Below are 23274 nucleotides of genomic sequence, written 5' to 3' on the forward strand. Positions count from 1 at the left end.
CCCATCGCGCCAAACGGGCTGAAAGGGGACGGTAAAAAACCGGACCCCGAGACATGCCGCCCGCCGGCAGCCTCCCGCGACGATCTGCGGCCACTCCATGAGCGATCGCCGCGGCCCTGGCCAGCCAAGTCGCTTCCCCGTCCGCCAGGGCCGGCAAACCTAGACAGCCATGGTGACCCGACGTAGCGTCGGGGCAGAACGCGTTGTAAGCCAAACTGAAGGGATTGCCATGGATGTCGTCATGTGGATCGTGGTAGCAGTCATCGTCGTCGGCGCTGTGTGGTGGCTGGTCAGCCGCAACAGCCGGGCAAAGAGCTCCGGTGCCGCAGGCCCTGCCGGGAACACCCGGCCCGATGCAGCACGGCCTCCAAGCTCTCCGGCAGACCGCCGGACGGATGGGGCCCTTTCCGGCGGCGGCGCCGCGGCATCGGCCGAAGCGGCGGGAACGGCCGGAATTGCCTCTGCAGCAGGCTTCGGACGGCCCGCCGAGCCCGCGGCACCCTCCGCCGCGGACGAGCCTGCAGATTCGGCAGCAGCGCCGGGAGAAGCCACGGCCCACCCGGGCGCCGCCCACACGGCAACTGACCGCGCAGACCTCAGCCGGGACGCTTCCGGCACAACACCAGCCGGGGCGGCAGCGGATGGCACTTGGTCGTCGCCGCTGGGAGCCGCCGCCGAGGCGCCGGCATCCCCGGCGGATTCCCGCCCGGAAAGCCCTCGGGATGAGCGGAGCCGCCAGGATCAGGCGGAATGGGAGACGCAGTGGTCCGAGGCCGGCGGCTCGGGTACGCCGGAGACGACACCCCTCGTCGCGCCCGCGCCGGAACAGGCCCCGGCGCCGGCCGCCCAGCCCGTTCACCACGCGGAATACACGGAGCCCCACTCACCCACCCTCCCCGGCGCTGAGACTGCAGCCGTGGAAGAGGACGACGCCGGCCTGTCGGCTGCTGCCCGGACCGGAGGGCAGACGAGCTACTCCCCCGGCCCGGCCCCGGCCACCGACGTCCCTGTGGACACGGGCGCGGCGACTGCGCCGGACTCACCGGACAGCGGTACAGGCAGCGGCCTCAGCGACGCCCCTGTTGCCCCCGCTGAAGATTCCGCTGGTTCCGGCTTAGCTGCCGCGGAGACCGCGGACCGCACCCAGTCATCTGCCCTTGCAGAGAACGGTGCCGACCACCTGCAGGCACCCCCGTCCGCTCCGGCGCAGGGAGCCCCGGAACCGCAGGGCCATCTTGCTGCCGAGGAACCGTACGGAGCAGGGTCCGCAGGTGCCGGTGCGGACGGCAGCGGCCCCGCTGAGTACACGGTCAAGGGCGATGCCGGCTCCATGGTCTATTACGAAGAAGGCCACCCGGACTACGACGGGACGCGCGCCGAGGTCTGGTTTGAATCCGCCGCCCATGCCGAAGCCGCCGGTTTCCGGGCTCCCCGCCGCCGGCGCCTCTGAGGCGTTGCCGGCAGGGCATGCACGTGCCGGCAAGCCCCGCAGATCCCGCCCGCCCCTGCCTGTGTCCCAACTCACAGCAGGGACGGGTTGCCGGAGGGCGCATAGCGGGCCGCTTTCCACCATCCCGACGCAGTGCGCATGGGCCGGAAATCCTTGAGTTTCTGCGGATTCCGGACGGGAAGACCATCCCCACTGAACTGCCGGGCAGGCCGATTTCACATGCACCAAAAGTTCGTGTAGAGTTTCATGTCGTTGCGGAGATCAACGGGAAAGAAAAAGCCCGGGAGATCGAAACAAATAAGATGCACCTCTAGCTCAATTGGCAGAGCAATTGACTCTTAATCAATGGGTTCCGGGTTCAAGTCCCGGGGGGTGCACCACTGGGAAAACAGCCCCTGGCTCGCGGAAACGCAAGCCAGGGGCTGTTTTGTTTAGTCCGGCACTTTTCGCCCGGCATTCGGCACCGCCCCGCACGGATCAAACGGGGACCCCTTCTGCGGCAGAGGCATCCCCTGCGGGCACAAAAAACGTGGCCCGGGAATCCGGGCCACGTTTTTTGTGTAATGAGTGCGTGCGGTGGCGCGTTCAGCTGGAAGGGTTGTCCACCAGGGCGGCAGCGTTGCCCGGGGTGGTAGCGAACTGGCTGGCAAGTTCCCGGACCACGGACTTGAGCTCCTGCCGCAGGAGTTCGGGGTCGATGGACGAGGACGCCAGCACCGAACGCTCCATCTCGACAGCCTCAGCCACCGCTTCCTTGCCCCTCTCGGTGAGGGAGACCACGTGGCTGCGGCGGTCCGATGTGCTGCGGACGCGGGCAATGTGGCCGTGCGTCTCAAGCCGGCTGAGGGTCTTGCCCATGGTTTGCGCCTGGACACGCACGTATTGGGCCAGCTGAGCCTGGGTCATGGGACCCTGCGCAGCAAGGACCTCAATGGCGATAACGCCGGCGTGGGTAAGGCCGATGGCGCCAAGTTTTTCGTTCCACGAGTGTTCAACGAGGCGCGCGGCAGTGGACAAGAGGCGCCCCGTGGGCCAGTGATCCATATCAGGCATAGCAGCAAGTATAGCCAAATGCTGATTAGCGCTGGCTTCCCCTGCTTATTAGGCTGTTGTGTCCCGCCCGCAACAAGGAGAAAAACAATGGCTGAAAGACTCGTTACCGGCGACGACGCGCCCGGATTCACGCTCAAGGATGCATCGGGCAAGGATGTTTCCCTCTCCCCCGGCTCCGGGCGCAACACAGTGGTGTACTTCTATCCGGCAGCCGCTACGCCGGGCTGCACCAAGGAAGCCTGCGATTTCCGTGACAGCCTGGCGTCCCTCCAGTCCGCCGGCTACGACGTGGTGGGGATCTCCCCGGACCCGGTGGCGAAGCTCGCCAAATTCGCTGCCGCCGAGGAACTGACTTTTCCCTTGCTTTCGGATGAGGACCACGCCGTGGCCGAGGCCTACGGTGCGTGGGGTGAAAAGAAGAACTACGGCAAGACCTACCAGGGCCTCATCCGCTCCACCATCGTGGTGGACCCCGACGGCAAGGTGGCTCTGGCCCAGTACAACGTCCGGGCCACCGGCCACGTTGCCAAGCTGCGGCGGGACCTGAAGCTCGACGCCTAACGTCCCGGACTGGCGGGCGGTGCACGTGCTCACCGCTACAATGGAAGCTGGCATTCGACGTCGTGCGCGTTTTTTTGCGCAGCGAAGTGGTGCCGGGCGCGAGTGGTGAAATTGGCAGACACGCAGGATTTAGGTTCCTGTGCCTTCGGGCGTGGGGGTTCAAGTCCCCCCTTGCGCACTCAACAAATACGGGAATCCCCTGGCTTCGGCCGGGGGATTTTTGTGTTTCAGCAGGTGGACCCCGGAAAAACTTTTCGGAACCGCCCATCCGGATCGACCTGCCGCCCGAATGCACTGTGAGACGCCGGCCACAGGGCAGGTGCCCACCAGCCGGATCAGTACCACTACCGCAGACATCCAGTCGGCGGCCGGCCCACAACAATCAAGGAGAACGCAATGCAGACAATCAAGCGCACAACTTTCACGGTCGCAGGCGTTGCAGCTGCCGCGCTGCTTAGCCTGACCGCGTGTGGCGGCTCCGGAACCACTTCCGGATCCTCGTCCGCTCCCTCAGCGGAGCCGTCGGCCTCCAGCATGGCCCCGTCACCGTCGGCGAGCTCCTCTGCCAGCGCCTCCGCAGGCATGATGGACCCGGCTGCCAACCTGGTGGGCCCGGGCTGCGCCGGTTACGCCGAGAAGGTACCCACCGGTGCCGGATCCGTCGAGGGCATGGCCCTTGATCCCGTCGCCGTTGCGGCCTCGAACAACCCGATCCTCACTACCCTCACCGCTGCGGTTTCGGGAAAACTGAACCCGAAGGTTGATCTGGTTGACACGCTCAACGGTGGCGAATTCACCGTCTTCGCTCCGGTTGACGACGCCTTTGCCAAGATCGACCCCGCGACCATTGAAACGCTGAAGACTGACGACGCCCTGTTGAGCAAGATCCTCACCTACCACGTGGTGCCCGGCCAGATCACGCCCGACAAGATCGCCGGCACTCACGCCACTGTCCAGGGCGGTTCCGTGACTGTAACGGGCAGCGGCGACAACCTTAAGGTTGACGATGCCAACGTGATCTGCGGCGGCGTCAAGACCAAGAACGCCACCGTTTACCTGATCGACTCGGTGCTGATGCCCAAGTAGGCAATGCCGGATCTTCCGGCCCAAATCGTTGAAGCCGGGCCCGCTTATAGCGGGTCCGGCTTCAGCGCGCTGGTCCTGTACCCGCCCGGCGGCGGACACTGCCCGCGCCGGCCCGATGGCGGCGGCTAGACTGGACCCGGTCCGCAGGCGGCCGAGATCCACAATCCAGGGGTGATAAACGGGTGACCAGAAGTACATCGCGGCGAACCGTCCTCACGGCCGGCGCCGCACTACTGGCCTGGGGTGTGACCTCGTGCACCAACGCACCGTCCCCTTCGCCGTCGTCGGATTCCCCCAGCTCCACGGCCGGCGCGGAACCCGCGGCGACATTCAACTTCGGCACGGCGGCCCAGCCGCTCGGCCTGGACCCTGCGCTCTCCAGCGACGTCGAATCACAGCGCATCACCCGGCAGGTCCTCGAAGGCCTGGTGGGAGTCGACCAGACCACCGGCAAGCCCACTCCCCTGCTCGCCACCGAATGGACCGAGTCCAACGAGGGCCGCAGCTACTCCTTCAAGCTGCGCGACGGTGTCACCTTCCAGGACGGCACCCCCTTTAATGCCGACGCAGTCTGCGTTAATTTCAACCGCTGGTTCGCCTTCCCGGCCGAGTTGCGGCGGCAGGCCCCCGGCAGCTCGTTCAAGGGCGTCTTCAAAGCGCACTCCGACGAAGCCTCGCTCTCCATCTTCGAGAGCTGCACGGCCGTGGACCAGGGCACCGTCCGGATCGACCTCACGCAGCGGTTTACGGCATTCCTGCAGGCCCTGACACTGCCCGCTTTCGCCATGGCTTCTCCGGCAGCCCTGGCGGCCGGGAAAGCCGATGTCCTTGACCAGAACCGGGCGGGGCGGCCCGTTTCCGCCTTCGCGACGGCGCCGGTGGGTACCGGCCCCTTCAGCTTTGGCTCCTGGGATGACCAGAGCGTCACCCTGCTGAGCAACAAGGGGTACTGGGGCGACCGTGGCCAGATCGCCACCATCAACTTCCTGGCCTACGATCATCCGCAAACACGGCTGCAGGCGTTACTCGACGGCCGGATCGACGGTTATGACGCCGTCACGGTGGGCAACTTCGACCAGCTGGTGAAGCGCGGCAAGCAGATCGTCCAGCGCGACCCGTTCTCGGTCATGTACGTGGGCATCAACCAGGACATCCCGGTCCTGCAAAACCAGAAGGTCCGGCAGGCCATCGAGATGGCCATCGACAAGGAGACCCTGATCCGCAGGTTCTTCATCGACAACACCACCAAAGCAACCCAGTTCGTCCCGCCAAAGATCAGCGGCTTCAACAAGGACGCCCCCGAGCTCGGCCACGATCCGGCGAAGGCAAAGGAATACCTGAAGGACGGGGGCTACGCCGGCGAGGAGCTGAAGTTCTACTATCCGCTCAACGTCACCCGGCCCTACCTGCCGACTCCCGAGAAGGTGTACGCCGAGATCAGCCGGCAGCTCACCGCCGTCGGCATCAATGTGCGGCCGGTTCCCGTGGACTGGGCAGACGGCTACCTGCAGAAAGTCCAGTCCCCCGGCGACCATGCCCTGCACCTGCTGGGCTGGAACGGTTCCTACTCGGACGCAGACAACTTCGTGGGGCCGCTGTTCGGCGAGAAGAACGGCGAGTTCGGCTACCAGGATCCGCAGGTGTTCTCCAAGATCAACCGCGCGCGCGGCCTGCCCGAGGGTGAGGACCGTGATGAGCTCTATCACACCATCAACGCCCAGATTGCGGCCACCGTCCCGGCAGTCCCCATCGCTTTCCCCATCTCTGCATTGGCTTTGTCCGACCGGGTGGTCAGCTACCCCGCGTCACCGGTCTTAAATGAAGTTTTCACGAAGGTGCAATTAAAGCCTTGACGGGCTGGGCCAATTTCAGTATGTCGGCAGGGCGGGGATATTCTGTGACAGCCAGAGCCGCTGCAATCGGAGACTGATCGTGACCTTCATTTCCAAGACCCAACATGCCGACGTCGTCCTGATTGGCGGCGGCATCATGAGCGCAACGCTGGGGGCATTCCTCAAGCAGCTGGAACCGAACTGGACCATCTCCCTGTTCGAGCGGCTGGACCAGCCCGGCCTCGAAAGTTCAGACCCCTGGAACAACGCCGGGACCGGCCACGCGGCCCTCTGTGAGCTGAACTACTCCCCCGCAGCCAAAGACGGCTCGGTCAGCCCGGCCAAGGCCCTTCTGATCAATGAGCAGTTCCAGCTCTCCCGCCAGTTCTGGTCCCACCTGGTGGACGGCAACCTGATCGGATCCCCCAAGGGCTTCATCAACACCGTGCCGCACATGAGCTTCGTGATCGGCGATGACCACACCAGGTTCCTGAAGACCCGTTACGAGGCCCTCAAGCCGCACACGCTGTTCCGGAGCATGGAGTACTCCGAGGACCACGGCCAGATCGCCAAGTGGGCACCGCTGATCGTCAAGGGCCGCAACGCCCAGCAGAAGGTCGCCGCCACCCGCGCCGCCGAGGGCACCGACGTCGACTTCGGGGCACTCACCCGCGAGCTGACCACCTACCTCGGGAACAACGGCGTCGAAATCAACTACGGGCACGACGTCACCGGGATCAGCAAGGCGTCCGACGGCGGCTGGGACCTGACGCTGAAGCACCCCAGGTCCGGCGAGCACGGCAGGATCCACGCCAAGTTTGTCTTCGTCGGCGCCGGCGGCGGTGCCCTTCACCTGCTCCAGGCCTCGGGCATCCCGGAAAGCAAGGGTTACGGCGGGTTCCCCGTCTCCGGCCAGTTCTTCCGCTGCACAGACGAAACCATCGCCGCCCAGCACAGCGCCAAGGTCTACGGCCAGGCGTCAGTGGGCGCCCCGCCGATGTCCGTCCCGCACCTGGACACCCGTTACGTCAACGGCAAGCGGTCCCTCCTGTTTGGACCCTACGCCGGGTTCTCCACCAACTTCCTCAAAAACGGCTCCTACCTGGACCTTCCGTTGTCCATCCGGCCCGGCAACATCATTCCGATGCTGGCCGTTGCCAAGGACAACATGGACCTCACCGCCTACCTCATCAAGGAAGTGGCCAAGCGCCACGGCGACAAGGTTGAAGCGCTCCGGGAGTACTACCCCGAAGCCAAGGACGGCGACTGGGAACTGATAACTGCCGGCCAGCGTGTACAGATCATCAAGAAGGATCCGCAAAAGGGCGGCATCCTTCAGTTCGGTACTGAAGTGATTGCCGGCCGCGACGGTTCCATCGGCGCGCTGCTGGGAGCCTCACCCGGAGCCTCCACCGCTGTTCCCATCATGATCGAACTGCTGCAGAAGACGTTCCCCAAGAACTTCAAGGGCTGGCAGGGCAAGCTGAAGGACATGATGCCCGGTTACGGGGTGAAGCTGGATGAGAATCCCGAGCTCGCCGCCGAGCTTGAGCGGGCAACTGCCAAGTCCCTTCAGCTGGAGAGTGTCTCCGCCAGCAACTGACCCTGCCGGGGCCAGTGGCTGGCTTACCGGATCCAGTCACTAACCCCTCCAGGAGACCATCGATGTTCCGGCTGGCACACCTATCACTGGCGAACCGGGCGCTGATCGCGCTGATCACCATCTTTGCTTCGGTCTTCGGCGTGATCACCATGTCGTCGCTGAAGCAGGAACTCATCCCATCCATTGAGTTCCCGCAGATCACTGTGCTGACCTCCATGCCGGGCGCCTCGCCGGAGGTGGTGGACAAGCAGGTCAGCGGCCCGCTCGAAACGGCCCTGAACGGCGTGGAGGGGCTGGAGTCCACCTCCTCAACGTCCCGCAACGGCGTTTCGCAGATCACGATGGTGTTCACTTACGGTTCCAACCTGGACCGGGCACGGAACCAGATCGACCGGGCCATCTCCAACGCCAAGCGCACCCTGCCGGCCGACGTACAGCCGCAGGCCATCGCCGGAAGCATCAGCGATTTCCCCATCGTCTTCCTGGCGGTGTCCTCGGACAAGCCGCTCAGCGAACTCAACACCGATCTCCAGCGGCTGAGCGTTCCCCGGCTGCAGAAGATCGACGGCGTCCGCGGCGCCGATGTCACCGGCGGCGCCACCCAGCACATCGAGATCCTTCCGCGCCCCGAGACGATGGCTGCCTCCGGCGCCACCATCGCCTCCCTCCGCGATACGCTCTCCAACAATGGAGCCCTGGTCCCGGCCGGCACGCTGGAAGAGCAGGGCAAGACGCTCTCGCTGCAGATCGGCAGCCCGGTCGACTCGCTCGACGCCGTCAAGGCCCTTCCCGTGTCCGGCGCCAAGGACGGGGCCACCATCGGGTCCGTGGCCGACGTCGCCATCAAGGACGACGAACGCACGTCCATCACCCGGACCAATGGAGCCGAAACCCTCGCGGTGTCCGTCACCAAAAAGCCCGAAGGGGACACGGTGGCCATCTCCCATGCAGTGAGGGACAGCCTGGACGAGCTGGCAGCGGAGCTTGGCTCAAACGCCAGGTTCACGCCGGTCTTCGACCAGGCCCCCTTCATTGAGAAGTCCATCAAGGACCTGACCACCGAGGGCCTCCTGGGGCTGGGGTTCGCCGTCGCGGTCATCCTGGTCTTCCTGATGTCGGCCCGTTCCACCCTGGTGACAGCGGTATCCATCCCGCTGTCCCTGCTCATCACGTTCATTGGGCTCTCGGCTACCGGCTACTCCCTGAACATCCTCACCCTCGGCGCCCTCACCATCGCCATCGGCCGTGTAGTGGACGACTCCATCGTGGTGATCGAGAACATCAAGCGGCACCTCACTTACGGCGAGGACAAGGTCACCGCCATCCTCACCGCCATCCGTGAAGTGGCCGGGGCCATCACGGCGTCCACCCTCACCACCGTGGCTGTGTTCCTGCCCATCGCCTTTGTGGGTGAACTGGCCGGCGAGCTGTTCAGGCCCTTCGCCCTGACGGTCACCATCGCACTGCTGGCGTCCCTCCTGGTGTCCCTGACCATTGTGCCGGTGCTGGCGTACTGGTTCCTCAAGAGCCCCGCGCCGTCCGGTGCCGGCTCACGCGCCGACGCCGACGCCGCCCGGGCAGCGGCGCAGGAGAAGGAACAGCGCAGCCGGCTCCAGCGCGGCTACCTGCCCATCCTCACCAAGACGCAGAAGCACCCCGTCCTGACCCTGGTGGCTGCCGTCCTGGTGCTCGGTGCCACGGCAGCGATGACACCGCTGCTGGCCACCAACCTGCTGGGCAACTCCGGCCAGAACAGCCTGACGGTGCGCCAGGTGCTTCCGGCAGGCACCAGCCTGGCGGACACCAGCGCCGCAGCCGTCCGCCTCGAAGAGGTGCTGCGCGGAATCGACGGGATCAAGGACGTCCAGGTCACCTCCGGCAACGCGCAGGCCGGGTTCGCCGCACTGGTGTCCTCCGGCTCGTCGAATTCCACCTTCACGGTGGTAACGGACGAGAAGGCGGACCAGGACCGGCTGCAGGAAACGGTCCGCACTGAGCTGGCCAAAGTCCCGGACTCCGGCAAGGTGTCCGTGGGGACCCAGCAGGGCGGCTTCGGCACTTCCTCCACCGTGGACATCACCCTCAAGGCTGCCAGTACGCAGGACCTGCAAGCAGCCAGCGACGCAATGGTGAAGGCCATGACGGGCGTGCCCGGCACCAGCGAGGTGGAAACCAACCTCGCCGCTAGCCAGCCGGTGGTCCAGGTCAAGGTGGACCGGGCCAAGGCAGTGGCGGCGGGCCTGAATGAGGAGCAGGTGGCGGGCGTCCTTGCTGCCACCATCAGCCCGGTCCCTGCCGGAACTGTCCGGATCGACACCAACGACTTTCCTGTGAGGATCGGCCAGGGAACCAGGTTCACCAGCATCGACGCCGTCCGTAACATCCCCCTTCCGGCAGCCGGAAGGCCTGTCACCCTGGGCAGCATAGCGTCCGTGGAACAGGTGGATATTCCGGTGTCCATCACGGCGAGCAACGGCCAGCGCACCGCAAAGGTGTCCGTGACGCCGTCGGGATCCAACCTCGGTGCCGTCAGTACCGAGGTTCAGTCCCGCCTCGGAGGCGTCGGGCTGCCTGCGGGTGTAACCGCTGAGATCGGCGGCGCCACGACGCAGCAGGCAGAGTCCTTCCGGCAGTTGGGGCTGGCGCTGCTGGCTGCGATCGCCATCGTGTATGTCATCATGGTGGCCACCTTCAAATCCCTGGTCCAGCCGCTGATCCTGCTGGTGTCCGTGCCGTTCGCCGCCACGGGGGCCGTTGCCCTGCTGCTGGTCACCGGTGTTCCCCTGGGCCTGCCCTCGCTGATCGGCATGCTGATGCTGGTGGGCATCGTGGTCACCAACGCCATTGTGCTGATCGACCTCATCAACCAGTACCGGCAGCCACGAACCGGCCCCGCCGGGACAACCCTGCCGGGAATGAACGTTGCGGATGCGATCACCCACGGCGCCCGTCAACGCCTCCGGCCCATCCTGATGACGGCGCTGGCGACAGTTTTCGCGCTGACTCCGATGGCGATGGGACTCACTGGCGGCGGCGGCTTCATTTCCCAGCCGCTGGCCGTGGTGGTGATCGGCGGCCTGGTCTCGTCCACAGCCCTGACCCTGGTCCTGGTTCCTGTCCTGTACCGGCTCGTGGAGGGACGGCGGGAACGGAAGGCACTCCTCCGCGACCTGCAGGCGCAGCCGGAACTTGGGCCGCCAGCCGACGTCGATGCCGAGTTCCGCGACTGGACCACCGGCGATGTGCCGAGGGTCAGCGGACGCCGCGCCGCACCCGGCAGCCCCGACTGACAAAAGCGGAATAAATCCCGCATGGGTGCGTTGTATCCGTCGATAGATGCAAATGCATCTAATTTGGACTACACTGGAACCAAGCCAGCAAGTCCAGGAAACGGAAGGGCACATCATGCAGTTCGGTGTTTTCAGCGTCAGCGACATCACCACGGACCCCACCACGGGCCGCACCCCCACCGAGAACGAGCGCATCAAGGCCTCGGTGGCCATCGCCAGGAAGGTCGAAGAGATCGGCATGGATGTGTACGCCCTGGGCGAGCACCATAACCGGCCCTTCTTCTCATCCTCCCCCACCACCACCCTCGCCTACATCGCCGCGCAGACCGAGCGGATCACCCTCTCCACGGCCACCACGCTGATCACCACGAACGATCCCGTGAAGATCGCCGAGGACTTCGCCATGCTCCAGCACCTGTCCGATGGGCGCGTTGACCTGGTGCTGGGCCGCGGCAACACCGCCCCGGTCTACCCGTGGTTCGGAAAGAACATCCAGGACGGTGTGGAACTTGCCATCGAGAACTACAGCCTGCTGCGCAAGCTGTGGGATGAGGACACCGTCAACTGGTCCGGTAAGTTCCGGACTCCGCTGCAGAACTTCACCTCTACCCCGCGCCCGCTAGATGGCGTTGCCCCGTTTGTGTGGCACGGCTCCATCCGCACACCGCAGATCGCCGAGGTGGCGGCCTACTTCGGTGACGGGTTCTTCGCCAACAACATCTTCTGGCCCAAGGAGCACTACCAGCAGCTGATCGGCCTCTACCGCGAGCGGTACGAGCACTACGGCCACGGCACCGCGGACCAGGCAATCGTTGGCCTGGGCGGCCAGTTCTTCATGAGGAAGAACTCCCAGGACGCTGTGAAGGAATTCCGTCCGTACTTCGACAACGCCCCCGTGTACGGCCACGGACCGTCCCTGGAGGACTTCACGTCGCAAACCCCACTGACCGTGGGCAGCCCGCAGGAAGTCATCGAGAAGACCCTGAGCTTCCGTGAGCACTTTGGTGACTACCAGCGCCAGCTGTTCCTGATCGACCACGCCGGCCTCCCGCTCAAGACAGTCCTGGAACAGCTGGACCTGTTTGGCGAGGAAGTCCTGCCCGTCCTCCGCAAGGAGTACGCAGACCGGAAGCCTGCCCACGTGCCGGACGCACCCACCCACGCATCCCGCGTCGCAGCGCACCTGGCGGCCCAGGACGCCGAGAAGGCCACGGCGGAGGCGTAATGGCAACCAGCCAATCCACGTCCCCCGTCCGGCTCGCGGCGGAAACCTGGGAGTCACTGTTCCGGGCGCAGGTGGCCGTGATGCGCAGGCTGCAGTCCGGCCCGGCGTTCCGAAAGCTGGCCCTGAATGAGTACGACGTCCTGTTCACCCTGTCACGCTGCCCGTCGGGCTGGCTCAGGCTCAATGAGCTCAACGACAACGTCCTGCTCAGCCAGTCCAGCCTGAGCCGGCTGGTGGAGCGGCTGGAAAAGCGCGGCCTGGTAGCGCGGATGCCCGCCCCGGAGGACGGAAGGGGCGTGCTGCTCAAGCTCACTGACGAAGGCCGGGAACTCCAGAAGGAGATCGGCCGCGAGCACGTCCGCGACATCTCCGCCCTGGTGGGGCCGGCACTGACCCCCGACGAGCAGAAGGAACTGCGCCGGCTGACGGACAAGCTCCGGAACTCGCTGGGACAGCTGCCGAGGTAGGAGTGCCGGGCGGCACCTGAAGCGGACCGGACCTGGACAGGACGGAGCTGAACCGGCCCGGGACAGGTCAGCCCAGCGCCACCGGCGCGGCAGGATCCTCTGCCGGCAACGTGCCGTTGACCACTGCGGTGACGCGGAGCTGGTTGAGTGTCAGGCTTCCGCCCACCGTGGACAGGAACGCAGTGTCGGACGAGTCACGGCCGGCAGTGATGCGCAGCATCGATTCCCGCGGGGCCAGCCCCGTGGGGTCGATGATGCGCCACGCCCCGTTAACGTAAGCCTCGGCCACGGCGTGGAAATCCATGGGGGCCAGCCCCGGCGCGTAGACCGCGGCAAGCCGTGCGGGGACATCCTTGGACCGCAGCAGCGCGATGGCCAGGTGTGCGAAATCCCGGCAGACGCCGCGGCGGTGCAGCAGCGTTTCCACCGCGCCGTCGGTGCCACGCGAAGAACCGCTGATGTACCGGAGTTCGCCGTAGACCCAATTCCTCACGGCCTGGACGAGTTCTTCCCCGTGCAGGCCTCCGAATTCAGCGTAGGCGGTGGGGAGGAGCCGGTCAGACTCGGCGTAACGGCTGGGCCGGACGTAGCGGATCTGTTCCGCCAGGGTGGCGCCCTCCGGCTCGGCGCGGCCGGCCACTGTGGCTGAGTACTCGACGGTGACATCGGTGGGTTCGGCGAACTCCATGTAGTGGAACCGGCCGCCGTGGTGGTCGGAGATCTCCGTCAGCGGGACTTCCTCACCGCCGGCAAGCACCGAGAGGGATTCCTCGAAAGACGAGTATCCGTTGTTCCTGGCAGCGGCAATGGCCATGGCCACCTTGGTGTTCGCCGCGGTGCGGAAGGCCAGGCGTGCGGAAACAGAGCGTTCCATGAATCTCCGGGGGTGTCGGCGTTGGAAAGCAGTGCCGTGCCTGGGCGCCCTGTGGGGGCCGGCGACGGGACTAGTTTTTGATCTCCAGAGACATTAGCATCCGCTGGACATTGGCAAAGTCCGGGCTTTCCCCGGCATACGCGGCCGCCGCGCCAAGGGTGTCGAAGGCCTTGGCGGGAGCCACCTTCTCATCAGGGGCAAACGCCTTCAGGGCCACCAGGTCGCCGAAGGACCAGTCACCCTTGCCTGCCGGACCGCTGACGGTGTTGCGCAGCTCGCAGGCCTGGTTACCGGCGCCGCCCACCACGTTGGTGATCCCGTAGGAGCCGAAGTAGCGGTAGCCCTGGATCACCCGGAACACCACCCGGGGCGGGATGGTGCCTTCGCCGGTCCCGGCGGAGGCGGCCGGCGAAGCGGGAACGCTGCTGATCACCGTGTAGGGCCGGCGCGAACCCTCAGGGCATTCAGCGGACGACGGCGGCAGGCCGGTCCGGAGCGCGGCCATGAAGGTCCCGTCGGGCTTCTTCACCTCGATCTTTAACGCACCCGGGAGGGTACCGTCCTCGGCTTGCACTGATTGGGCGATCCAGTCCTGGGGAAGTTCAAAGCTGACCGTCCTGGCAGGATCGGCGAAAGTCTTCCACGTCGCGGCGGTGGCCGCGGGCCGCGGATCGGCTGAAGCGGTGCCGGTAGCACCGGCTTCGCCGGACGGACCAGGCAAGCCACCCGGGGGTGTTGTGCCTGACGGCGCCGTCGCCGGCGCACCCGCCGCACCGGCCGAGGGTTCAGCCTGCGCGGTCCAGCCCGCTCCGGATCCGCCCGCCTGCGGACCGCTGCACCCGGCAAGCAGCAGGGCACCCACCGTAAGGACAATCAGGGACCCCGCCTGGGCCCGTCCCCGCACCGGTACTGCTGCTGTTCCCTCGACTTCCATGCAGCCAGCCTATCCGCGCCGCACTGCCCGGCCGCCCAGGCGCGTGGCGTTTCCCGGCGCCGGGCGCGGACCAAGCGTCCACCGCATCCCCTGCCCCCCCATCACGCCCCACCGCACCGCACCCGGGGAACCGCCGGAGGTGCCGTCGTCGTACGCTGCGCCTTCCGTGCGCGGCAGTACGGCTAGGCTGGGGATATGGCGCACGGGCAGCAGGGCATGGACGAAGAGAATCTGGCGGAAATGTCCGCCGTCGACATCGCCGACTGGAGGCTGCGGACGTTCAACCTCTACGACAATGTGCGCCGGATCGCCGCCGATAACCCGGCGGAAGCACATTCGTACTGGCGCCACCAGCGTGACCTGATGTTTGCCACGCATCCGGCGTCAGCGCTGACACCGGCGGCCAAGGCGCAGTTCTCCGGGCTGAAGACCGCTGACTACGATCCCATCTACCGGTTCCATGTTCCCCTCACCATGGAGGGTGCCGGCCGGGAAATGAGCGTGGAAACGGGCACCGACGGCGTAGTCAGCTTTGTCCGGCTGGGCACCTTCGACCTTCCCGAGATGGGGCAGCTGGCCGTGTGGAAGCTCAAGGGATACGGCGGCGGTATCTTCGTGCCGTTCCGTGATGCCACGGCCGGGAGGCCGGGCGGCACGTACGGGGCCGGCCGGTACCTGCTGGACACCATCAAGGGCGCGTTCCACGGCGTGCAGGGTTCCGGCCCCAACGCCACGTTCGTCCTGGACTTCAACTTTGCCTACAACCCGTCCTGCGCGTACAACGACGCCTGGGCCTGCCCGCTGCCCGGCCCGTCCAACCGGCTGGCCGTCGAAATCCCGGCCGGCGAGCTCTACTGACGCTCCGGGAGCGCGGGCACAGCCTGCGTTGCGGCACCAAACACAGCGCCGCGCCCGCGGACTGAACCGGGACGGTGCTCCCGGTATGGCAGGGTGGACGGATGGATTCCACCAGCGCGCCGGCAGCCGTCCAGGAGCAGCAGGACGCCCGCCGCAGTCCGGCCTCCCTGCGCCGCCGCGGAATCCTGCGGTTTCCAGTGGTCCGGCAACTCCTCCGCTTCACGGGCGTGGGGATCATCTGCACGGGCGCATCGCTGGCGCTTTACGCCCTCCTCCGGCCGTGGATCGGTCCGCAACCGGCAAACGCCGTTGCCCTGGTCCTGACTTCCCTGCTGAACACCGCGCTGAACCGGCGGCTGACCTTCAAGATCTCCGGGACCCAGCGCCGGGCCAGCGACCACCTGAACGGGCTGGTGGTGATCGCCGTGGCACTGCTGATCACCGGAGGAAGCCTGGGCGTGCTCCACTGGCTCAATCCGGAGGCTACTGTGGCGGACGAGCTTCTGACCACCACCCTGTCAGGGTTCCTGGCCACGGCCGTCCGGTTCACGCTGCTCCGCCACTGGATTTTCCGCCGGGCACGGCACCGTTAGCCCGTCCACCGGATCAGCTCGTACCGAGTGACCTCACTCCGGCCACAGCCGCGCTGACGGCTTTGGCAGCGGTGTCCAGGTCTTCGCCGGTGACCGCCGCGTCGAAGCTGAAGCGGACCGCCGTCTGCGCCACTTCGCGGGGAATGCCCAGCGCCGTCAGCACGGTAGAGGGTTCATCCGAACCCGCCGCACACGCTGACCCGCTGGAGCACACCACATCCTGGCGTTCGAGTTCCAGCAGGACAGATTCGCCGCTGGTGCCGGGAAAGCAGAAAGATGCCACCGAGGGAAGCCGGTCCGTGGGGTGCCCGGTGAGGATGGCCTCCGGCACCCCGGTAAGCACAGCATCAATGAATACGTCCCTTAGCCGCGAGACCCGCCCGGCCTGTTCCCGTTGCGCGGCCTGCACCAGGGCCAGCGCGGTGGACAGTCCCACGGCCCCCGCGACGTTTTCGGTGCCGGACCGGCGTCCGCGTTCCTGGCCGCCGCCGTGGAGCACCGGCTCCACGCGGACCCGGCCCCTGACGTAGAGCACGCCGCAGCCCTTGGGGGCGCCAAGCTTATGCCCTGAAATGCTGAGGGCGTCCACGCCCAGGGCAGCGGTGTCCAGCGGCAGCCAGCCGGCGGCCTGGACGGCGTCTGTATGGAAGGGGATGCCCTGCCCGCGGGCCAGTTCCGCGAGGGCCGGGATGGGCTGGACCGTGCCCACCTCGTTGTTGGCGTACATGATGCTGACCAGCGCCGTTTCCGGCCCCAGCAGCGGCAGCAGCGCTTCCGGCGTCACTTGTCCGTTGGCGTCCACGGGAACCACATCAACGGAGAAGCCATGGAAGCGTTCGAGGTACCTGGCAGATTCCTCCACTGCGGGATGCTCGACGGCGCTGATCACCACGCGGTTCATGGCGGGGTCCGCAGCCTGCCGGGCCAGGGCGATGCCCTTGACGGCGAGGTTGTCCGCCTCGGTGCCGCCTGAGGTGAAGACCAGCTCGCCGGGCCTGCAGCCGAGGACCGCGGCCAGGGAGGCCCTGGCACCGGCGAGCGCAGCGGCGGCTGACTCCCCCAGGCTGTGGTGGCTGGAGGGGTTTCCGAAGTCACCGGTCAGATACGGCCACATGGCCTCCAGCACCTCGCGGCGGACGGGAGTGGTGGCGGCGGCGTCAAGGAAGATCATGGCTTCACCCGACGGTCAGTTCCACGTCCAGGCCGAGGTCCAGCGCTGCGACGGTGTGGGTGAGCGCCCCGATGGAGATGACGTCCACGCCGGTGCCGGCGATCGCGGCGACGGTGCCAAGGTTTACGTTGCCGCTGGCCTCCACACGGGCCCGTCCGGCCACCAGGGCAACCCCTGCGCGCAGTTCATCCAGGCTGAAGTTGTCGAGCATGATGGTGTCCACCCCGGCGGCGAGCACGGGTTCGATCTGGTCCATCCGGTCCACCTCCACTTCGAAGTGCGTGGTGTGGCCCAGCTGCGCCTTCGCCGCGAGGAGGAGCCCGGTGAGTTTGGCGGGGTCCCCGCCGGTCATGACCGCCAGGTGGTTGTCCTTGGCGAGGACGGCATCCGAGAGGCTGTAGCGGTGGTTCGCTCCCCCGCCGCAGCGCACTGCGAACCGCTCAAGGATCCGCAGCCCGGGGGTGGTCTTGCGCGTGTCGGTGATGCGGGCCTGCGTCCCTTCGGCGAGCCGGACGAACTCGGCGGTCCTGGTGGCGATGGCGGACATCCGCTGGACCAGGTTCAGGGCCACGCGTTCGGCGAGCAGTACCGAGCGCGCTGGCCCGCTGACGCGCGCCAGGTGGGTGCCGGCGTCGAACGCCTGCCCGTCCTGCACCAGCAGGTCCACGGACGTGGCCGGATCCACCAGCTGCATGGCGTCGCGGAAGACCGTGGCGCCGCTGAAGACGCCGGGGACGCGGGCGTTCAAAACGGCTGTTGCGCGGGCCTGGGCGGGGATGAGCACCTGGGAAGTGATGTCACCGGCCGGCGCGTCCTCCGCGAAGGCACGCTCGAGGATGTCGCGGACGGGTGCCGGCGGAAGGGAGAGTCCGGTGTCAGCGCGGACGTGCTCGATCACGGTGGGTTCAGTCATGGGAGAGGCTCGCTTTCGGCCGGAGGGGGATGGTCTCGACAGTTTCGTCGCTGCGGTAGTGGGCGCCCAGTGAATCGCGCCGCGCCAGCGCGGAGGACACCAGCAGCTGCGCGGCCAGGATGAGGTTGCAGTCTTCGTGCACGGCAGGGTCCGCGGAGCCAGGGACAGCATCGGGGCGTACGACGGCGGCCCACCGGTCAAGTGTCTCGGCCGCCTCGCAGAGGAGCGCCCCGGAGCGCAGCACCCCGGCCTTGGCAGTCATCAACGACCGAAGTGCCTCGCGGGAAAAGGGTTCCGGGGCGCCTTCTCTCCCACCGATGCTGGACTGCCAACTCCCCTGCGGCACGTCCGGTTCGGAGGCCTGGCCTTCTAAAGCAACCGGGACGGTGACGAACGCATCCCAGCCCCCGTCACCGGAGAGGAAGTCTTCAACAGCGCGGCGGCCGAAGACGAGTCCCTCAAGGAGGGAGTTGCTGGCCAGCCGGTTTGCCCCTTGGACTCCGGTGCACGCAACCTCCCCCGCAGCGTAGAGCCCGGGGATGCCGGTGCGGGCGTGGAGGTCGGTGGCGATGCCGCCCATCCAGTAGTGTGCAGCCGGGGCGACGGGGACCAGTTCCCGGGTCCAATCGATGCCGGCGTCGAGGGTCTTTTGGGTGAGGGTGGGGAAACGCCGGCTCAGGAAGCCTGCTCCGTGCGCCTGCTCGATGGGCCTGGCGTCAAGGTAGACGTGGCCGGCGGGGTTTCCGAGCTTGGCCAGGTGCAGGGCGATGCTGCGTGAGACGACGTCCCGGGGGGCCAGTTCCGCGTCCGCGTGGTAGGCCTTCATGAAGCGGCGGTTACCGGCGTCCACCAGGACAGCGCCTTCGCCCCGGACGGCTTCGGAGATGAGCAATGGCCCGTCCAACCGCTCGGGCCGTGGGGTGGCGCCGGCCACCAGGCTGGTGGGGTGGAATTGGAAGAATTCGAGGTCTGCGGGAGAGGCCCCGGCGCGGACGGCGAGCGCCAGGCCGTCCGCGGTGGCCACGGCGGGGTTGGTGGTCTGGCCGAAGAGTCGGCCTGCTCCCCCGGTAGCCAGCAGGACGGCGTCGGCGGCAAGCGCCCGGAGCGTCCCGTCCTGCAGGTATTCGACGCCGGCCACCCGCCCGTTGTGCCGCTGGAGGGCGGTGGTGTGGGCGTGGGTGTGCACGGTGAGCGTCCCCAGGGCTGCCCTGGCAAGGACGGCGCCGATCAGCGCGCGGGCGGTACGGGCGCCGGTGGCGTCGCCGCCGGCATGCAGGATGCGCGGCGCACTGTGTGCTGCTTCGAGGCCCAGGGCGGGGCCGCCGTCGGGCCCTGAATCAAACCGGACCCCGAACTGCTGCAGCGCGGCAATGTCTCCGCCGGCCTCCGTGCACATTAGCCGGACAGCGGCTTCGTTGCAGTGCCCGGCACCCGCGCGCAGGGTGTCCGCGATGTGGGCGGCCACGGTGTCGCCCGGAGCCGGTTCCGGCAGTACCGCCGAGATCCCGCCCTGCGCATACCAGGTGTTGCTGTGCTCCAGGCCGCCCTTGGTCAGCAGCACCACGTCCGCGCCGGCATCTGATGCCAGCAGGGCGGCGTACAGCCCGGCGATGCCGCTGCCGACGATGACAAGCCGGCGGCTCATCAGGGCCTCGCGGCGAGCATGCGCTCAAGGGCAGTGCGGGCGTTCGCCTGGACGGCGTCGCCAACAGTGATGCGGTTGACCACCCGGCCGGCCACCAGTTCCTCCAGGACCCAGGCCAGGTAGCCGGGGTGGATCCGGTACATGGTGGAGCAGGGGCAGATCACCGGGTCAAGGCAGAAGATGGTGTGCTGCGGGTATTCGGCAGCGAGCCGGTTCACCATGTTGATTTCGGTGCCGATGGCGAACGTGGTGGGCTCGGTGGCGGCGGCAATGGCCTTCTTGATGAAGTCGGTGGAACCTGCGGAGTCGGCGGCGTCCACCACTTCCATGGGGCATTCGGGGTGCACGATGACCTGGACCCCCGGGTGCTCTGCCCGGGCCTGCTCGATCTGGGCCACGCTGAAACGCTTGTGGACGGAGCAGAACCCGTGCCACAGGATCACCCTGGAGTCCAGCAGTTGCTGTGCCGAGTTGCCGCCCAGGTCCTTGCGCGGGTTCCACATGGGCATCTGCTCCAGCGGGACCCCCAGGGCCTTGGCGGTGTTGCGGCCCAGGTGCTGGTCCGGGAAGAAGAGCACCCGCTGGCCGCGCTCGAAGGCCCATTCCAGGACGGTCTTCGCATTCGAGGACGTGCAGACAATGCCGCCGTTCTCGCCGCAGAACGCCTTGAGGGCTGCGGAGGAGTTCATGTAGGTGACGGGGATGACCGGACGCCGTCCTTCGGCGTCGGGCCCGGTTCCGAAGATCTCTTCAAGCTGCTCCCAGCACTCCGCTACGGAATCGGCGTCGGCCATGTCCGCCATGGAGCAGCCGGCCGCCAGGTTGGGCAGGATCACGGCCTGTTCCGGCGTGGACAGGATGTCCGCGGTCTCCGCCATGAAGTGCACGCCGCAGAAGATGATGGCTTCGGCCTCCGGCTTGGTGAGGGCGGCGTTCGCAAGCTGGAAGGAGTCTCCAACGAAGTCCGCGTACTGGATGACTTCATCCCGCTGGTAGAAGTGCCCCAGGATGACCGCGCGGTCGCCCAGTGTGGCTTTGGCGGCGGTGATGCGCCGGGCAAGTTCCGCGTCAGTGGCGCGCTTGTATTCCTCCGGCAGCTGGCCCTGCCGGGGGGTTGCCGCCGGGGCGACGTCCGCGCTGGAGGCACCGGGACCGTAGGCGGGGACGCCGGCGAGGGCTTCGGCGAGGTCGTAATCCCACGGCCCCTTGGCAAGGGCAGGGCTGCAGGTGCTGCCGCGGGCAGCACCGTTTTCAGCCTGCTCGCGCGTGATCAGCTGGATGGCTGTGTTGACGCTGCTCATGGTGTGCTCCTGTTGTCTGGGTCGAGGCCGGGCCGGCCGGTGTAGCGGTAGAGGCGTGGCGGACGGTGCTTGCCGCCCTGGAGGTATTCGCCGGTTTCTTCGATTTCCGGTGTTGCCTTGAGCTGGCGGCGGAAGTTGGCCGGGTCCAGTTGGCGGTCGAGGACTGCCTCATAGACTTCGCGGACCTGCGCCAGGGTGAAGTATTCGCCGAGCAGGTGGTAGGCCACCGAGCCGTAGGCCAGCTTGTTCCGCAGCCGCCAGAGGGCGTAGTCCACGATCGCGTTGTGGTCGAACGCGAGGTCACCCAGCCGGTCCGCCCGGAACCACCTGACGTTCTCCGACTCATCCGCGAGCGCCGCTTCCGTGGGCTGGACCAGAGCCCAGTACACGATGGACACCACGCGCTGCGAGGGCGATCGGTGCAGCCCGCCGAAGGCGTACAGCTGTTCGAGGTAGCTGGGCGCCAGCCCGGTGGTGTCACGGAGGTTGCGGGACGCGGCGTCCTGCAGCGACTCGTCGTGCGACAGCGGGCCGCCGGGCAGCGCCCACAGGCCCTTGAAGGGCTCACGGATGCGCCGGACCAGGGGCAGCCACAGGGTGGGCCGGCCGGAGGTCTCACTCGGGCGGAGCGCGAAGATGACTGTCGAGATTGCCAGCGACGGTGGCGCGGCCCGGCGCTCGGAGACATTTGCCGAACTGGAGAACATGGCCACACCGCCTTTCGATTCATGGACGTGGTATGCCCGGCGGGGCTCCCACGCTAGTTATAGTCAACTTGACTCAAACTGATTCTACGGCCACTCGGGGCCGGATGGGAAATGTTTCTGCCGCTGCGGCCGGACGCCACCGGGGCCGCCCGGTGGGCGCAGTCCCGGCGAAGAGAGTAAATTCAAGAGGTCCCACGAGGAACATCACGCCAAACCCCAAGAAGGTTCACCCGCACCATGACGACGAAGTCCGCATCCGTACGCCCGGAACGCCACCTGGGCCACACCATGAAACCCCGCCAGCTGACCATGATGGGCTTGGGCAGCGCCATCGGCGCCGGGCTGTTCCTCGGCTCGGGAGCCGGGGTGCAGGCTGCCGGCCCCGCCGTCCTGCTGTCCTACCTTGTGGCGGGCACGCTGATCATCCTGGTGATGTGGGCGCTGGGCGAGATGGCAGCCGCGAACCCCAACAGCGGCGCCTTCTCGGTGTACGCCGAACGCGCGCTGGGACGGACCGCCGGCGCCACCATCGGCTGGCTGTGGTGGCTGCAGCTGGTGGTGGTGATCGCCGCCGAGGCGCTTGGCGCGGCCGGGCTGTTGTACTCGATCTGGCCCGTAATCCCGGTCTGGGCGCTGGCACTTGCCTTCATGGTGGCGTTCACAGCGATCAACCTCGCCGGCGTGCGGAACTTCGGTGAGTTCGAGTTCTGGTTCGCCATCCTCAAGGTGGCCGCCATCGTGCTCTTCCTGGCAGTGGGCGCCGCCCTCCTGCTGGGCGTCCTGCCCGGCGTCGCGTCGCCGGGACTGTCCAACATCACCTCCGACTTCGCCCCGCAGGGCCTCGGCGGGGTGGCCGCCGCACTGTTCGTGGTGATCTTCGCGTTTGGCGGCACGGAAATCGTTTCGGTAGCCGCCGCTGAGACCCAGGACCCGGAACGCAGCGTGGGCAGGGCCATCCGCACGGTGGTTTGGCGCATCCTCGTCTTCTACATCGGCTCCGTGTTCGTTATCGCCGCGGTCCTTCCCGCCACCTCCGAAAGCCTGGCGTCCCCCTTCGCGGGCGTCCTGGACACCGCCCGGATCCCCGGTGCGGCAACGGCGATCACCCTGGTGGCCGTCGTGGCACTCCTGTCCGCGCTCAACGCCAATCTGTACGGCGCCTCCCGGATGGCCTACTCGCTCGCCGAACGCGGCGAGGCCCCGCAGTTCCTGACGCGCCTCAGCGGGGCCAGCGTGCCGATGCTCGCCGTGGCCGTGTCGGTGGCCTTCGGCTTCGTGGCCACCGTGCTGGAACTGCTCTTCCCGGACAAGGTCCTTCCCGCGCTTTTCCAGCTGGTGGGTTCAACCTGCCTGGTGGTGTGGGGAAGCGCCCTGGTGTCCCAGCTGATCCTCCGGCGCCGCGCCACCCGGGACGGCACTGCGCTTCCGCTGAAGATGAAGGGCTTCCCCGCCCTGACCGTCCTGGGGCTTGTCCTGCTGGGGCTGATCTTCGCGGTGGGCTTCAGCGCCGAGGAGAGCCGCGTGCAGCTGTTCAGCACATTTGCGCTGATCGCGGGAATTGCCCTGGCCTGCGCCGCAGGCGCCCGGATCCAGGGCCGCCGACGCCGGCCGGAGTGACTTGAAAAACCCGGCAGCCCGGCCGGTAGAGTGGCTTGTACCTTCGGCGGCCCCGCACCATCCGTGCGGACCTCCGCCACCGTGTTCGAGTTGA

The 23274-nt window shown here is 67.1% G+C and carries 19 protein-coding genes and 2 tRNA genes; 13 read left to right on the forward strand and 8 right to left on the reverse strand.

Annotation, left to right across the window (positions count from 1 at the left end):
• The first annotated feature begins 229 nt into the window (after positions 1-229).
• Together ACHL_RS11520 and ACHL_RS11525 are read left to right on the forward strand one after the other, a co-directional pair.
• Positions 230-1450: a sunset domain-containing protein gene (locus ACHL_RS11520; RefSeq protein ID WP_015937460.1), complete on the forward strand. Its 1221-nt coding sequence runs from the start codon at positions 230-232 to the stop codon at positions 1448-1450.
• Between the two features lie 304 nt (positions 1451-1754).
• A tRNA-Lys gene (locus ACHL_RS11525) sits at positions 1755-1830 on the forward strand.
• 205 nt (positions 1831-2035) lie between these two features.
• On the opposite strand, the gene ACHL_RS11530 is transcribed toward ACHL_RS11525, so the two are convergent.
• On the reverse strand, positions 2036-2494 hold the full coding sequence (locus ACHL_RS11530; RefSeq protein ID WP_015937461.1) for a MarR family winged helix-turn-helix transcriptional regulator: 459 nt from the start codon (positions 2492-2494) through the stop codon (positions 2036-2038).
• A gap of 96 nt (positions 2495-2590) precedes the next feature.
• Between ACHL_RS11530 and bcp the strand changes: the two genes are divergently transcribed.
• The 8 genes from bcp (at position 2591) to ACHL_RS11570 (ending at position 12567) form a co-directional block, all read left to right on the forward strand.
• Positions 2591-3064 carry a thioredoxin-dependent thiol peroxidase gene (gene bcp, locus ACHL_RS11535; RefSeq protein WP_015937462.1) on the forward strand — a complete coding sequence of 158 codons (474 nt, stop codon included), beginning with the start codon at positions 2591-2593 and terminating at the stop codon, positions 3062-3064.
• Positions 3065-3160: 96 nt separating this feature from the next.
• Positions 3161-3242 (forward strand) — tRNA-Leu (locus ACHL_RS11540).
• A gap of 218 nt (positions 3243-3460) precedes the next feature.
• Positions 3461-4150, forward strand: a complete 690-nt coding sequence (locus ACHL_RS11545) for a fasciclin domain-containing protein (RefSeq protein ID WP_015937463.1) — start codon at positions 3461-3463, stop codon at positions 4148-4150.
• A 182-nt stretch (positions 4151-4332) separates the two neighbouring features.
• Positions 4333-6003 carry an ABC transporter substrate-binding protein gene (locus ACHL_RS11550; protein ID WP_171908909.1) on the forward strand — a complete coding sequence of 557 codons (1671 nt, stop codon included), beginning with the start codon at positions 4333-4335 and terminating at the stop codon, positions 6001-6003.
• Positions 6004-6082: 79 nt separating this feature from the next.
• Positions 6083-7585, forward strand: coding sequence for a malate:quinone oxidoreductase (locus ACHL_RS11555; protein WP_015937465.1), 1503 nt, complete (start codon positions 6083-6085; stop codon positions 7583-7585).
• Positions 7586-7647: 62 nt separating this feature from the next.
• Positions 7648-10875, forward strand: a complete 3228-nt coding sequence (locus ACHL_RS11560) for an efflux RND transporter permease subunit (RefSeq protein ID WP_015937466.1) — start codon at positions 7648-7650, stop codon at positions 10873-10875.
• 115 nt (positions 10876-10990) lie between these two features.
• The gene (locus ACHL_RS11565; protein WP_015937467.1) at positions 10991-12100 is read left to right on the forward strand and encodes an LLM class flavin-dependent oxidoreductase; all 1110 of its coding nucleotides are present in this window, start codon (positions 10991-10993) and stop codon (positions 12098-12100) included.
• The gene (locus ACHL_RS11570) at positions 12100-12567 is read left to right on the forward strand and encodes a MarR family winged helix-turn-helix transcriptional regulator (protein ID WP_015937468.1); all 468 of its coding nucleotides are present in this window, start codon (positions 12100-12102) and stop codon (positions 12565-12567) included. Before ACHL_RS11565 ends, ACHL_RS11570 begins: the two co-directional genes overlap by 1 nt.
• Positions 12568-12634: 67 nt before the next feature.
• Here ACHL_RS11570 and ACHL_RS11575 read toward each other — a convergent pair whose 3' ends face one another.
• Positions 12635-13441, reverse strand: a complete 807-nt coding sequence (locus ACHL_RS11575; RefSeq protein ID WP_015937469.1) for a transglutaminase-like domain-containing protein — start codon at positions 13439-13441, stop codon at positions 12635-12637.
• A gap of 70 nt (positions 13442-13511) precedes the next feature.
• Complete coding sequence (locus tag ACHL_RS11580) at positions 13512-14375, reverse strand: hypothetical protein (protein ID WP_015937470.1); 864 nt, start codon at positions 14373-14375, stop codon at positions 13512-13514.
• Between the two features lie 195 nt (positions 14376-14570).
• On the opposite strand from ACHL_RS11580, the gene ACHL_RS11585 reads away from it, so the two are divergent.
• Together ACHL_RS11585 and ACHL_RS11590 are read left to right on the forward strand one after the other, a co-directional pair.
• Positions 14571-15233 carry a DUF1684 domain-containing protein gene (locus tag ACHL_RS11585; protein WP_015937471.1) on the forward strand — a complete coding sequence of 221 codons (663 nt, stop codon included), beginning with the start codon at positions 14571-14573 and terminating at the stop codon, positions 15231-15233.
• A gap of 101 nt (positions 15234-15334) precedes the next feature.
• Positions 15335-15826, forward strand: a complete 492-nt coding sequence (locus ACHL_RS11590; protein ID WP_015937472.1) for a GtrA family protein — start codon at positions 15335-15337, stop codon at positions 15824-15826.
• 13 nt (positions 15827-15839) lie between these two features.
• Here ACHL_RS11590 and ACHL_RS11595 read toward each other — a convergent pair whose 3' ends face one another.
• The 5 genes from ACHL_RS11595 to ACHL_RS11615 are packed head-to-tail and all read right to left on the reverse strand — an operon-like array spanning position 15840 to position 21563.
• Entirely contained in the window at positions 15840-16997 is a 1158-nt protein-coding gene (locus ACHL_RS11595) for a cysteine desulfurase family protein (RefSeq protein ID WP_015937473.1), read from the reverse strand.
• 4 nt (positions 16998-17001) lie between these two features.
• The gene (gene nadC / locus ACHL_RS11600; protein ID WP_015937474.1) at positions 17002-17910 is read right to left on the reverse strand and encodes a carboxylating nicotinate-nucleotide diphosphorylase; all 909 of its coding nucleotides are present in this window, start codon (positions 17908-17910) and stop codon (positions 17002-17004) included.
• Positions 17903-19555, reverse strand: a complete 1653-nt coding sequence (nadB, locus tag ACHL_RS11605; protein ID WP_015937475.1) for an L-aspartate oxidase — start codon at positions 19553-19555, stop codon at positions 17903-17905. Before nadB ends, nadC begins: the two co-directional genes overlap by 8 nt.
• Complete coding sequence (gene nadA / locus ACHL_RS11610) at positions 19555-20856, reverse strand: quinolinate synthase NadA (protein ID WP_015937476.1); 1302 nt, start codon at positions 20854-20856, stop codon at positions 19555-19557. Before nadA ends, nadB begins: the two co-directional genes overlap by 1 nt.
• A complete protein-coding gene (locus ACHL_RS11615; RefSeq protein ID WP_015937477.1) occupies positions 20853-21563 on the reverse strand; it encodes an NUDIX hydrolase in 711 nt (236 codons plus the stop codon). Before ACHL_RS11615 ends, nadA begins: the two co-directional genes overlap by 4 nt.
• Before the next feature lie 237 nt (positions 21564-21800).
• Here ACHL_RS11615 and ACHL_RS11620 point away from each other — a divergent pair, with 237 nt between their 5' ends.
• On the forward strand, positions 21801-23180 hold the full coding sequence (locus ACHL_RS11620; protein ID WP_015937478.1) for an amino acid permease: 1380 nt from the start codon (positions 21801-21803) through the stop codon (positions 23178-23180).
• Positions 23181-23274 lie beyond the last annotated feature (94 nt).

Origin of the sequence: Pseudarthrobacter chlorophenolicus A6 (assembly GCF_000022025.1) — a bacterium.
Lineage (GTDB): Bacteria > Actinomycetota > Actinomycetes > Actinomycetales > Micrococcaceae > Arthrobacter > Arthrobacter chlorophenolicus.

Coding starts and splice junctions, on each gene's coding strand:
- ACHL_RS11520 (WP_015937460.1), top strand. CDS start 230: ATGGATGTCGTCATGTGGATCGTGGTAGCAGTCATCGTCGTCGGCGCT.
- ACHL_RS11530 (WP_015937461.1), bottom strand. CDS start 2,494: ATGGATCACTGGCCCACGGGGCGCCTCTTGTCCACTGCCGCGCGCCTC.
- bcp (WP_015937462.1), top strand. CDS start 2,591: ATGGCTGAAAGACTCGTTACCGGCGACGACGCGCCCGGATTCACGCTC.
- ACHL_RS11545 (WP_015937463.1), top strand. CDS start 3,461: ATGCAGACAATCAAGCGCACAACTTTCACGGTCGCAGGCGTTGCAGCT.
- ACHL_RS11560 (WP_015937466.1), top strand. CDS start 7,648: ATGTTCCGGCTGGCACACCTATCACTGGCGAACCGGGCGCTGATCGCG.
- ACHL_RS11565 (WP_015937467.1), top strand. CDS start 10,991: ATGCAGTTCGGTGTTTTCAGCGTCAGCGACATCACCACGGACCCCACC.
- ACHL_RS11570 (WP_015937468.1), top strand. CDS start 12,100: ATGGCAACCAGCCAATCCACGTCCCCCGTCCGGCTCGCGGCGGAAACC.
- ACHL_RS11575 (WP_015937469.1), bottom strand. CDS start 13,441: ATGGAACGCTCTGTTTCCGCACGCCTGGCCTTCCGCACCGCGGCGAAC.
- ACHL_RS11580 (WP_015937470.1), bottom strand. CDS start 14,375: ATGGAAGTCGAGGGAACAGCAGCAGTACCGGTGCGGGGACGGGCCCAG.
- ACHL_RS11585 (WP_015937471.1), top strand. CDS start 14,571: ATGGCGCACGGGCAGCAGGGCATGGACGAAGAGAATCTGGCGGAAATG.
- ACHL_RS11590 (WP_015937472.1), top strand. CDS start 15,335: ATGGATTCCACCAGCGCGCCGGCAGCCGTCCAGGAGCAGCAGGACGCC.
- ACHL_RS11595 (WP_015937473.1), bottom strand. CDS start 16,997: ATGATCTTCCTTGACGCCGCCGCCACCACTCCCGTCCGCCGCGAGGTG.
- nadC (WP_015937474.1), bottom strand. CDS start 17,910: ATGACTGAACCCACCGTGATCGAGCACGTCCGCGCTGACACCGGACTC.
- nadB (WP_015937475.1), bottom strand. CDS start 19,555: ATGAGCCGCCGGCTTGTCATCGTCGGCAGCGGCATCGCCGGGCTGTAC.
- nadA (WP_015937476.1), bottom strand. CDS start 20,856: ATGAGCAGCGTCAACACAGCCATCCAGCTGATCACGCGCGAGCAGGCT.
- ACHL_RS11615 (WP_015937477.1), bottom strand. CDS start 21,563: ATGTTCTCCAGTTCGGCAAATGTCTCCGAGCGCCGGGCCGCGCCACCG.
- ACHL_RS11620 (WP_015937478.1), top strand. CDS start 21,801: ATGACGACGAAGTCCGCATCCGTACGCCCGGAACGCCACCTGGGCCAC.